Genomic DNA, 2,492 nt, shown 5'->3' on the forward strand with positions numbered 1-2,492 from the left:
TGAAGTATGAGTGGGGGCGGCGAATCGGCTCTCCCAGAGGGTCTCCCACTCCAGTACTCACCAATACGCAGGCGGGCTTATCTTCCGTGTTCGGGATGGGTACGGGAGGAACCCCGCCGCGATGGCCGCCTTAACGCTGATCCACGGAATCGAACCGTGACAATACCAATATCAGTGGTCGCTTCTGACCGTGTTGTACGTGTAGTCCAGTTTACGTCCGGACCCGTTCTCGCGTCACGGATCCAATGCGATGTAATGTATGAATGTGTGGCTTGGCCGATTAGTGCTCGCGGGCTCAACACCTCGTTGCCTTGGTGCGTACACCCCGAGTCTATCGATCTCGTCTTCTACGAGTGGCCTCAGTGGCTCCTCTTTTCCAGGTGGGTTTCGAGCTTAGATGCGTTCAGCTCTTACCCCGTGGTGCGTGGCTGCCCGGCACGTGCTCTTTCGAACAGCCGGTACACCAGTGGCACCCATTCGTAGTTCCTCTCGTACTATACGAACGTTCCCGTCAGGAACCATAACACCCCCAATAGATAGCAGCCGACCTGTCTCACGACGGTCTAAACCCAGCTCACGACCTCCTTTAATAGGCGAACAACCTCACCCTTGCCCGCTTCTGCACGGGCAGGATGGAGGGAACCGACATCGAGGTAGCAAGCCACCCGGTCGATATGTGCTCTTGCGGGTGACGACTCTGTTATCCCTAAGGTAGCTTTTTTGTCAGCAATTGGCCGCATCAAGCAGCCTAATTGGTTCGCTAGACCACGCTTTCGCGTCAGCGTCCGTCGTTGTGCCGGACACTGTCAGACTTCCGTATGCTCTTGCGCTCTTTCCCGCGTCTCCGACGCGGGTGAGGAAATCTTGGGGCGCGCCCGATATCTTTTCAGGCGCGTACCGCCCCAGTCAAACTGCCCGGCTACCAGTGTCCTCCGCCAGGAGTGAGAGTCGCAGTCACCATCGGGTAGTATTTCAATGCTGCCTCGGTGGCCCGCTAGCGCGGGTACCTGTGTAACGGCTCCTACCTATGCTGCACAATGGCGACCACGTCTCAGTGACAGCCTGCAGTAAAGCTCTATAGGGTCTTCGCTTCCCCTTGGGGGTCTCCAGACTCCGCACTGGAACGTACAGTTCACCGGGCCCAACGTTGGGACAGTGGCGCTCTCGTTGATCCATTCATGCAAGCCGCTACTGAAGCGGCAAGGTACTACGCTACCTTAAGAGGGTCATAGTTACCCCCGCCGTTAACGGGTCCTTCGTCCCCTTGTAAGGGGTGTTCAGATACCCGCACTGGGCAGGATTCAGTGACCGTACGAGTCCTTGCGGATTTGCGGTCACCTATGTTGTTACTAGACAGTCGGAGCGCCCGAGTCACTGCGACCTGCCTCTTTCCGAGGCAGGCATCCCTTATTGCGAACGTACGGGACTAACTTGCCGAATTCCCTAACGTCGGTTGCTCCCGACAGACCTTGGCTTTCGCCGCCATGAGTACCTGTGTCGGATCTCGGTACGGACAGTATGCTCGTCTTTTCACGGGCTCTGGGTTGACCCAGCTTACGTTATCCAGCCATTCGATCGCTTCGTGCCATTACGGCTTCCACGCTCTTCGACTGTTCAACCGGGCGAAGGCCCGGCCTGGGTGGCCCCAAAGCGTCAACTTTAATTGCATACCGGCATAGGAATATTAACCTATTTCCCTGTTGTCAGCTTCGACTTACGGGCTGACTTAGGACCGGCTAACCCTCAGCTGATTAGCATTGCTGAGGAACCCTTACTCGTTCGGCCGTCGGGGGTCTAACCCGACTAACGCTGCTACTATGACCAGGATTTTCGTTACTGAACGGTCCACACGATCTCTCGACCGTGCTTCCACCCGAACAGAACGCCAACCTACGCGATTGCCCTGTGAGGGGCACGACTAGGTCTCGGTGGTGGATTTGAGCCCCGATCATTTTGGGCGCCTCAAACCTCGGCCGGTAAGCTGTTACGCTTTTCTTAGAGGGTAGCTGCTTCTAAGCTCACCTCCCGGCTGTCTAGGGCTTGAGACCACCTTCGATCGCACTTAATCCACACTTTGGGACCTTAACCCAGCTCTGGGTTGTCTCCCTTACGGTACACAGGCTTACCCCGTGCACCGGACTCCCTGCGTCGAACGACGTTCATAGGTTCGGAGTTGGACAGGGGGGCGCACTCCTCTCGGAGTGCGGTCCCCCAATCCGTCGCTCTACCCCATGAACTATCTCGGCAGAGGTGATGCTTCGACATCTTTCGGTTGGAACCAGCTGTTTCTGGATTCGATGGGCCTTTCACCCCTAGACGTAGGTCACGTGAGGGTATTGTAGGACACCAACACTAACAGGCCTCCACGTGCCTTTCGGCACGCTTCACCTTGCCCACGTCTAGATCATCCAGTTTCGGGTCGTGCCCGTTTGACTCCCCGCGCTTGAACACGGCGGCCCTCGTCGTAAGACTGCGGCCATGTCGGTTTCCCT

At 57.0% G+C, this 2,492-nt stretch carries 2 rRNA genes; both read right to left on the reverse strand.

Features of this window, described 5'->3' with window-relative positions:
* Window positions 1-11: 11 nt before the first annotated feature.
* A 5S ribosomal RNA gene (gene rrf, locus BBD46_RS02515) occupies window positions 12-133 on the reverse strand.
* A gap of 127 nt (window positions 134-260) precedes the next feature.
* Window positions 261-2,492 (reverse strand): 23S ribosomal RNA (locus tag BBD46_RS02520); the annotation flags it as partial.

This window comes from Natrialba sp. SSL1 (assembly GCF_001861355.1).
In the GTDB taxonomy this organism is placed as follows: Archaea; Halobacteriota; Halobacteria; order Halobacteriales; family Natrialbaceae; genus Natrialba.